The sequence below is a fragment of the Flavicella sp. genome (assembly GCF_037132785.1).
In the GTDB taxonomy this organism is placed as follows: Bacteria; Bacteroidota; Bacteroidia; order Flavobacteriales; family Flavobacteriaceae; genus Flavicella.
In genome coordinates this window covers 39,146-48,306 of the sequence record NZ_JBAHZZ010000055.1, presented here as the reverse complement: position 1 = coordinate 48,306, position 9,161 = coordinate 39,146, and the positions used below count along the sequence as shown (strand labels likewise).

7 protein-coding genes are annotated in these 9,161 nt (G+C 32.1%); 1 reads left to right on the top strand and 6 read right to left on the bottom strand.

What is annotated here, in order from left to right:
- Positions 1 to 135: 135 nt before the first annotated feature.
- From V5787_RS03570 to V5787_RS03545, 6 genes are all read right to left on the bottom strand, one after another.
- Entirely contained in the window at positions 136 to 324 is a 189-nt protein-coding gene (locus V5787_RS03570) for a hypothetical protein (protein WP_336891902.1), read from the bottom strand.
- Positions 325 to 592: 268 nt separating this feature from the next.
- Positions 593 to 1,390, bottom strand: a complete 798-nt coding sequence (locus tag V5787_RS03565) for a formate/nitrite transporter family protein (protein WP_336891901.1) — start codon at positions 1,388 to 1,390, stop codon at positions 593 to 595.
- Between the two features lie 26 nt (positions 1,391 to 1,416).
- Positions 1,417 to 2,166: a pyruvate formate-lyase-activating protein gene (gene pflA, locus V5787_RS03560; protein WP_336891903.1), complete on the bottom strand. Its 750-nt coding sequence runs from the start codon at positions 2,164 to 2,166 to the stop codon at positions 1,417 to 1,419.
- Positions 2,167 to 2,227: 61 nt separating this feature from the next.
- Complete coding sequence (gene pflB, locus V5787_RS03555) at positions 2,228 to 4,453, bottom strand: formate C-acetyltransferase (RefSeq protein WP_336891900.1); 2,226 nt, start codon at positions 4,451 to 4,453, stop codon at positions 2,228 to 2,230.
- Between the two features lie 299 nt (positions 4,454 to 4,752).
- On the bottom strand, positions 4,753 to 7,113 hold the full coding sequence (gene gldG / locus V5787_RS03550) for a gliding motility-associated ABC transporter substrate-binding protein GldG (RefSeq protein WP_336891899.1): 2,361 nt from the start codon (positions 7,111 to 7,113) through the stop codon (positions 4,753 to 4,755).
- Positions 7,114 to 7,154: 41 nt separating this feature from the next.
- Positions 7,155 to 8,000: an SAM-dependent chlorinase/fluorinase gene (locus tag V5787_RS03545; RefSeq protein ID WP_336891898.1), complete on the bottom strand. Its 846-nt coding sequence runs from the start codon at positions 7,998 to 8,000 to the stop codon at positions 7,155 to 7,157.
- Positions 8,001 to 8,143: 143 nt separating this feature from the next.
- On the opposite strand from V5787_RS03545, the gene V5787_RS03540 reads away from it, so the two are divergent.
- Positions 8,144 to 9,091, top strand: coding sequence for a PhoH family protein (locus V5787_RS03540; protein WP_336891897.1), 948 nt, complete (start codon positions 8,144 to 8,146; stop codon positions 9,089 to 9,091).
- The last annotated feature ends 70 nt before the right edge of the window (positions 9,092 to 9,161 follow it).

The following is a 9,161-nucleotide window of genomic DNA, read 5'->3' as shown; positions in this document are numbered from 1 at the left end:
AAACTAAAGGAAAATGAACCAAAAAATAGATCCATAACTAACATAAACAATGAAAATAAGAAAAAAAAATATAAATTTTAGATTTAAAAAGTCAAAATTGAAATCTAAAAATGAAAAGAGCATTATGCAACGGTCTTAATTTATCTCTAAAATAGCTTGCAAGTTTCTTTTGAGATAAATTTCATTTTCACTTTGTTCTTTTTGAATGTCTAGTTTTAAAAAAGAACCAAGGTTTTTAATAGAAATAATTTTATTGGAAGGAATACTTTGGGCGTAAGTAAACGAACTAAATAATACGCCAACTAGTATTAAGGAGAGTCTCATATTCCTGAATTTTTAATATAATGGTTTATAATTTTCGTGGGTAACCAAGGTAGTAAAAAACCAAACGAGTAAATTGAGAAAGAGGCTGAATTTTAGTGCAACCAGTGAGTTTTGTTCTAGGATGCTTTCATTGTAATTTTATAGATTGTTTGTTTTAAAATTTTATTGGTTTTCCTAGCTGTAGTTTTTTTAGTAAAAAACAAAATAGATCAAAATTTATATTTTAAGTTGTTGAGCATTAGTAAAAAAAATAGTTCAACTTAACCTTCTAGTTCGATTGTCTTATTCTGTTGGTTTTTCCAAAGAGATATCCATAAGGAAGTCCAACAAATATGGCTCCTCCAACTATATTTCCTAAGGTAGCAGGAATCAGATTGTCTATTAAAAAAGACATCCAAGTAATGTCAGCACCTTCAAAAATAGCCAATGGAATGAAAAACATATTTGCTATACTGTGTTCGAAACCTATGGTTACAAAAGCCATTACAGGTAGCCAAATTGCAATTATTTTACCAGTAACATCTTTTGCTGCCATTCCTTGCCAAACAGCAAGACAAACGAGCCAGTTGGCTCCTATTCCTTTGATAAATGTAACTAAAAATGAATGACTTGTTTTGCCTATTGCAATGTTGTAAACGGTATCTATATAAGGAGAACTGTTAACAATATGTGTTAAATAAGTGATCACATATGCGACAAAAATAGCTCCAATAAAATTTCCAAAATAGACTAAACTCCAGTTTTTAAGTACAGATTGTATACGCAGGGTTTTGGATAATACATTAGGGATGAAATATGCATTGTTTCCAGTAAAAAGCTCAGCACCTACGGTTACAACCAAAATTAGTCCGATTGGAAATGTAGCTCCAAAAAGGAATTTTGTGATTCCTGGATTACTTACAGCTATATCAGGTGACCCTCCTGCAACAATTATAGCTAGTAAACCTCCAAAAGCAATGTAAGCACCTGCTAAAACAGCAAGAACTATTGTTTTTTTTATTGGATATTTCCCTTTGAGTATTGTTATTTCATTGACAATATTTATAACTTCTTTTGGACTGTTCATTGTTGTATTTAGTTTCAGAAGACTTACTAATTGACTTTTACTTCTTTGAAGTATTCCTTCAAAATAGTTGCAGCCTCGTTAAGTTCTTCTTCAGTATTTTCTTTGATGTTATTTAATTGATACTCCCAACCTAAAGCGTCCCACTTGTGAACTCCTAATTTATGATAAGGTTGTAATTCTATTTTTTCTATTGTTTTGTAGTTTTTAAAATACTGACCCATAGCGTGTAATAATTCGGGTTTGTTTGTGATCCCTGGAATTAAGACATAACGCAGCCACATTTTTTTACCTGAAGCTTCTCTATATGCAGCAAACTTGAAAGTAGTTTCTTTGTTTTTTGCACCAGTCAAATACTGATAACCTTCTTCGGTCATATGTTTTATATCTAACATAACCAAATCGGCATAGTCATCTAAAAGTTTTTTTGTAAAATGATTTAGGATTCTTCCGTTTGTGTCAATATTGGTATTGATACCTTCTTCTTTCAAACGTTGAAAAAAATGAATCAATTCTTTAGATTGCAATAAAGGTTCGCCACCAGAGACGGTAACTCCTCCTTTTTTTCCAAAATAAGATTTCATGTGAATAGCACGGTTGACCAAATCTTCAATATTTTGTTCTTGTCCTCCATGCGTATCAATTGAATCTGGATTGTGACAATACAAACATTTTAATTTACAACCTTGTAGAAAAACGACCATTCTAATTCCTGGTCCATCATGAGTTCCAAAGGATTCAACGGAATGAACTCTTAATGTGTTTTCTTTTGTTTTGATAGTATATAATTATAATGAAGCTATTCGGTTGGGGTAGTAACCGAATAGCTAATTGATTGATTTACATAGATTCGTGGAACGATCTAGTAATAACTTCCATTTGTTGCTCTTTTGTCAATCGGATAAAGTTAACAGCGTAACCTGATACACGAATTGTTAATTGAGGATATTCTTCTGGATTTTCCATTGCATCTAACAAGGTTTCTTTGTCAAGTACATTTACGTTTAAGTGTTGTGCACCTTTATCAAAATAACCATCTAAAGTAGTTGCTAAATTATCAATTCTTTCTTCCTCTGTCGCTCCTAATGATTTAGGAACAATAGAGAATGTATTTGAAATTCCATCTTGAGAATCTTCGTAGTTAATTTTTGCTACTGAATTCAGAGATGCAATAGCTCCATTAGAATCACGTCCATGCATTGGGTTTGCACCTGGAGCAAAAGGAACTCCTTTTGCTCTACCATCTGGAGTTGCTCCTGTTTTTTTACCATAAACAACATTAGATGTAATAGTTAATACAGACATAGTAACAGCAGCTTCTTTGTAAACAGATAATTGTTTTAATTCGTTATTAAAATCAGCTACGGCATTTACAGCAAAAATATCAACTCTATCGTCATCATTTCCATATTTCGGAAACTCTCCTTCAATACTAAAGTCAACAGTTAAGCCCTCTTCGTTTCTAATAGGTTTTACTTTTGCGTATTTAATAGCAGATAAAGAATCGGCAACAATGGATAAACCAGCAATACCATATGCAATATTGATTATTGGATTGGTATCAATCAAAGCCATTTGAGCTTTTTCATAATAATATTTATCATGCATAAAGTGAATAATATTCATAGAGTCGTTATAAACCCTTGCAACTTCTTTCATGGCAATTTTAAAGTTAGCCATTGTTTTGTCAAAGTCTAAATATTCATCTTCACAAGTTTCTATTCCATCAACCATTTGAGTGCCTGAATTTTCACAACGACCACCATTGATTGCTAACAATAACGTTTTAGCTAAGTTGGTTCGAGCTCCAAAGAATTGAATTTGTTTTCCGATTTCTTGGAAAGAAACACAACAAGCAATTCCATAATCGTCAGAATTACGTGAGACTCTCATCAATTCATCATTTTCAAATTGAATTGAAGAGGTGTCGATAGATACTTTAGCACAATAATTTTTGAAATTTTGGGGCAATCCGTAAGACCATAGAACTGTAATATTTGGTTCTGGTGATGGGCCTAAGTTGTATAAAGTATGTAGGAAACGGAAAGAAGTTTTTGTGACTTTTGTACGTCCATCAGTAAACATTCCACCAATAGCTTCTGTTACCCAAGTTGGGTCTCCAGCAAATATTTCGTCATAAGCGGCCATACGTAAGTGACGCACCATTCTTAGTTTCATTACAAATTGATCGATATATTCTTGTGCATCCTCTTCAGTAATAGTACCTGCTTCTAAATCTCTATTGATATAGATATCTAAGAAAGAAGAAACATTACCTAAAGACATTGCAGCACCATCCTGTTCTTTAACGGCAGCTAAATAAGCCATATAAGTCCATTGTACGGCTTCTTGTGAGTTTTGAGCAGGGCGAGACAAATCAAGACCGTATTGGTTTCCCATGTTGATCATCGCTTTTAATGCTCCGATTTGCTCAGCTACTTCTTCTCTTAAGCGAATCACACTGTCACTCATTGGACCTGTGATGTTTTCTAAGTCAGCTTTTTTGTTTTCAATTAAGGTTGCGATTCCATATAATGCGATTCTACGATAATCTCCGATAACACGTCCACGAGCATAGTTGTCTGGCAGTCCCGTTAAAAAACCTAAAGATCTAAATTTTTTGATTTCTGATGTATATGCAGAAAAGACACCATCATTATGAGTTTTTACATATTTGGTAAACAATTCATTTACAGCATCACTCGGTGCAAGACCGTGTTCAGATAAAGCTTTTTGAACTACTTTATAGCCACCAAAAGGCTTCATAGCTCTTTTTAAGAGTTCATTGGTTTGCAATCCAACAATAGTTTCGTTTTCTTTATCGATGTATCCTGCTTCAAAAGAATCAACACCAGAAATAGTTTCTGTATCTACAGATCGTAATCCGTTATTTGACCTTTCCTCTTGAATTGCTGCCTTACAAATGTCCCAAAGTTTTTGAGTTTTTGTTGAAGGTCCCACTAAAAAATCGTGATTCCCAAAATAAGGACTAATGTTTTTAGATACAAAATCTTTGACCTTGATTTCTTTGTCCCAAATACCACTTTTAAATTCTATAACTTTCATATCAAATGTTTTTTAAGTCTATAAATTCACCTTTAATTATAGGTTAAAAGTACAACAAATACACATTAAACACAATTTGGTTTTTTTAGAAAAAGAGTAAATAGTATTCTTTATGTATTGATATTTTAAAGTAATGATTAAAAGACTGATACTATAGAGATGAATAAAACAATTGTTTCATTTCTTGAGATATTTTTGTCATATTTTGTGAGTTTTTGATAAAAAGACACATTTGACAACTTTTCTACCATTACAGGGTTTAAACCTGTGTTTTAGCAGGAAAACTAAAGCCTTAGCTGCTATAAAAGTGGTTTTCCGTAGATTTTTTTTCGGTAGTATAGGTATATGCCTCCGACAACAAATACAAATAAAAGAGGTAAGAGTAAATTTAGTATTTGCCAATATGTTTTATCTTGTGATATTTTGTTTTTGTCTAAGGTTTTAAGACTTATTTTTTTAGATCGAATAGAAATTAATCCAGTGTCATCTAAAAGGTATTCAATTGAGTTTAATAAAAATTCTTTATTTCCAAAGTATTCTTGAGTCCACTTATCGTGTCCTAGATCTAACGGCTTTCCTTTATGAACTTGATTCTTGCCAATATCTCCATCCGAGATTATAATCATTTTGGAAGGAATTCCAATTTCTTTTGGGTTTTCAATTTTTATGGGTTTAATCCTGTCTTTATAGGCTGAGGTAAAAGAACCTTCTAACAAAAGTCCAAGGATTTTATTTCCGTTTCTATAAGTTTTTGGGTCTGGATTTTCTATTACCGTATTCAACTCAATAATCGCTGGAATTTGAATTTCTTTTGAAAGTACGGAGCTTTGTAAAAGAACTGTTTTTTTGATGTTGTTTTGTAAAGTATCAATAGATGAAACAAAAGAAAATTTGACTGGACTGATATTATGAACTATCGGGTGGTTACTTATTGGAGTTACCAAAGGAGCGTAAAACCATAAAAAGTTTTCATAGTTTGTTTTGTTGCCTGTATTTCCTGTTGCCAGAGCTATTTTAGAGGCGTATAGGTCTTTTATTAGGTTTTGGTTGACTCTTGCCCCGTATCTAAAAAAAAAATCATCTAAATTAAGGTCTCTAGTGTAAGCAAGTGTTTTTCCGTTGCTGCGTAGGCTGTCCATTTCAGCATGTATGTTGTCGAGCATCCAAATTGACTTTCCTCCATTTAGTGTATATTGATCCAAAGCATATTTTTCTTCTTCAGAAAAAGCTTGGGTCGGTTTTGCAATTATCGCTAAGTTGTATGAATTTAAATATTCGATTGATTTTTTAGGACTCGTTTTTATGGAGTCTAAAGTGAATTTTGCTAAATGGTAATTTGTACTCAAATTTTCGAGTAGGCTATATAGGTAAATATCTTCTAGTTCACCGTTTCCAGTTAAAATAACGATGCTTTTCTCTTTTTTTGAACTTACTTTTTTTAAAGCACTTACAAATGCATATTCTAAATTTTGTATTGAATTTTCTAATTGTTTTTCTTGAGATTCTTTCATGTTGCTGTTTTTCAGCAAACTGATATTTTTTGTTTTGTTTTTATAAGTAACAGTAGCCCATGGAAGAATAATACTTTCAGAAATAACCCCGTTTTCTTCAATCGTAAGACGACTTGGTGCAAGTCCTTTTTTTATCAATTCAGGTAAATTGTCTTTTGGGTCAACAAAAAACACTTTTAAATTTTTATTAATCGCTTTAAGTTCTTCTAATAGTTGTTTGGCTTCAATTTGTAATCTTTTAAATTCAGGAGGAAAATCACCTTCTAAATATATTTTTAAGACTGCGGTTTCGTCTATTTTCTCTATAATGTCAATGGAAGCATTGGAGATAGTATATTTTTTATCTTCTGTAAGGTCAATTCTGTAAAGTAGTGTGGAACTCGCGACATTGACTATTGAAACAATGAGTATACTATAAAATAACCTATTCTTGTTTTTTTTCGTTGAAATACTAAAATAAGTAAGGTTTAAAAATAAAAAGGAAACAAGTACGAAAAATATGATGTCTCGTACATCAATAACACCTCTGGTAATACTGGTAAAATGTGTTAGCAGTGCAAGTGATTCTATATTATAAGAAGGGAGTAGAGCTGCGAATTCTTGAATTCCTGAGAATAAGAGAAATGAAAAGCAGATTGCCACTAGCAAGGCAATCAAAATACTTTTAGAGAGAGATGATACCCAAAGACCGATAGAGGTAAAGGCTGCTGCTAAAAACAATAATCCTATATAGGATCCAATTAGACTTCCAAATTCAATATTTCCAACAGGTGTTGCTAAATTATAAAGACTGTAAACATAAAATAAAGTAGGTAATAGCATTATAATAATGATAAAAACGGTAGCGAAGAATTTACCTAAAATTAGTTCCCAATCTGAAATTGGTTTTGTTTTAAGGATTTCTATGGTGCCTGTCTGAAATTCATCAGAAAATGCTTTCATAGTCAATGCAGGCACAACTAGTATAAACAGCCAAGCAGTGCTGTAAAAAAATTGACTGAGGTCTGCAAAGCCACTGTTAAAAATATTAGAATCGGTTTTTAGCGCCCATAACCATAACCAATTTAAGGTGAGAAACCCTGTAATAATTAGATAACCTACAAAGGATCCGAAAAATAAACGAAGTTCTTTTTTAAATAGGGCTAACATAAGATCTTATTTAGGTATTAGATTAGAGAACGAAAAAATGTTTAATTTATTCCTTCCTTATGGAATTCTATAGTAATGGAATCTCTATAGCTCAACCCAAGTAAGCTAGACGCTCCTCCTACCGTGGTTAAATTACTCTTATAAATGGCAATTTCTATAAAGCCAGCGGAGTTAAAAATGGCTAATTTATTTCCTTCATTTTGACGAAATTTAGAATCTTGGTTAAAGTCAACAATATCACAGTATTTATAATTTATTTTATTGAAAGAATACCGACTTGCGTTTAATTTAAATTCTCGTCCTTTTCCGATTTCTTTAAATAATTTTTCTGAAATATTGCTAATTACGTTTCCATAGTTATCAATATAAATAATATTTCCAGAGATAATTGATAAGTCTCTGGATACTTTTGGTTGCATTTCGAAAATTTTTTTATAGTTTTCCAATGGTTTTCCAATTACTTCTAAAGTTCCGCCACGAGCAAGATGAGCTGCAACTTGTACAAAAACATCCAATACAGAGAAATTAGATTCCAAACGATCGTGAATATTAATTTCTACAATCTTAGTTGGGATTATTTCTGAAGTAATCATTGATATCAAACCATTATCGGGACATACAAAATAATGACCATTTAACAATAAGGCAATATGTTTATTATCTTCGTTTAATTCAGAATCTACTCCAACAATATGGATGGTTCCTTCAGGGAAATTTTTATATGCGTTCTTTAAAATATATGCTGTTTCGGTAATGTTAAAAGGTGATATTTCGTGAGAAATATCAACAATTTTAGCATCTGAAATCATCGAATAAATAGCCCCTTTAACCGCACCTACAAAGTGATCTTTCGTTCCGAAATCTGTAGTTAAAGTTATTATGGACATTTATTCTGTGCTTGCTTTTTAAATTGAGTAATGTTTTGGAACTTCCTCTGAAAGTCTTAAACAAATTTATACAATTTTACAGGAATTAATAGTATTTTTAGAGATGAAAAATACAGGAGATATAAACATTAAATTACCAGCAATTGAACGAACGCATTATTAGTCTTTTAGAGATTGACCCATTGGAGTTTTTCGGTCATCAAGAGACAACGATTAAACAGTTAAGAGCTTATTATCCAAAACTTAAAATTGTGGTTAGAGGAGCCGAGATAAAAGCTTATGGAGAACCGATTATCTTAGATGAATTTGAGAAACGACTGGAAATGCTTGTGAAGTATTTTGAGAAATACAATAAGATTGATGAAAACACGATTGAACAAATACTGACCAATACAGGGAGAAAAGAAATTATTTCTTTAAAAGCAGACAGGGTATTGGTACATGGAGTAGGAGGGAAATTAATTAAAGCTCAAACGGAAAATCAACGAAAGATGGTATTAAAAACGGAAACAAATGATATGTTGTTTGCCATTGGTCCTGCGGGTACAGGAAAAACTTATACTGCTGTAGCCTTAGCAGTTAAAGCATTGAAGGATAAAGAAGTTAAAAGAATTATCCTAACGAGACCTGCCGTGGAATCCGGGGAGAATTTAGGTTTTTTACCAGGAGGAGTAAAAGATAAACTGGATCCATATATGCAGCCTTTATATGATGCCTTGAAAGATATGATTCCCTTTGAAAAATTAGATTCCTATTTAGACAAAGGTGTAATAGAAATAGCGCCATTGGCATTTATGCGAGGAAGAACTTTAGACAATGCTTTTGTGATTTTAGATGAGGCGCAAAATACAACTGCTGGTCAGATGAAAATGTTCCTTACAAGAATGGGGAAGAGAGCAAAATTTATCATAACGGGTGATCCTGGTCAAGTAGATTTACCTAGGAAACAGGTCTCAGGTTTAAAAACGTCTTTATTAGCTTTAAAAGAAGTAAAAGGAATCGCTCATGTCTTTTTAGACGAGAAGGATGTAATTCGTCATAGATTGGTAAAAGATATTATCAAAGCGTATAAAAATATTGAAACAGAATAATTAATACGGAAGAAAGTAAATAATTAGCTACGATTACTCGCTTAGAATTCTTTATTTTTGCCGCAAAATA